Source organism: Halomonas sp. 141 (genome assembly GCF_002810305.1).
In the GTDB taxonomy this organism is placed as follows: Bacteria; Pseudomonadota; Gammaproteobacteria; order Pseudomonadales; family Halomonadaceae; genus Vreelandella; species Vreelandella stevensii.
This window is the reverse complement of record NZ_PINZ01000166.1, coordinates 1-282: the sequence shown is the minus strand read 5'-3', so window position 1 is coordinate 282 and position 282 is coordinate 1. Positions and strand designations below refer to the sequence as shown.

Below are 282 nucleotides of genomic sequence, written 5' to 3'. Positions count from 1 at the left end.
GCATGGCGTTCCTCGTGGATAACGCAGTCGGCTCCGCAGCGTCTTGAGCACCGTCATGCGCCCGATATCCTGCCCGACGTCGAGGATGATCTGCCGTGCCTTGTGAATCACGAGAGCCGCACGGTGCACCAGCTCTTGTAGCACGGTGCGCAGCCGGCGCCGCTTGGCCGGGTGGCGAACCGGGCTCAGCTCGCCGGTCATGCCTAGCTGTCCCATCAGGCGCAGGATGTTGTAGGCCAACTGGGCGAGATGCAGGATCAGATCGTTGGTGGCGAACTTGCC

The 282-nt window shown here is 64.2% G+C and carries 1 pseudogene; it reads right to left on the bottom strand.

Features of this window, described 5'->3' with window-relative positions:
* Positions 1 to 282 (bottom strand): annotated as a pseudogene (locus CWI66_RS17855) (IS1380 family transposase); the annotation flags it as partial.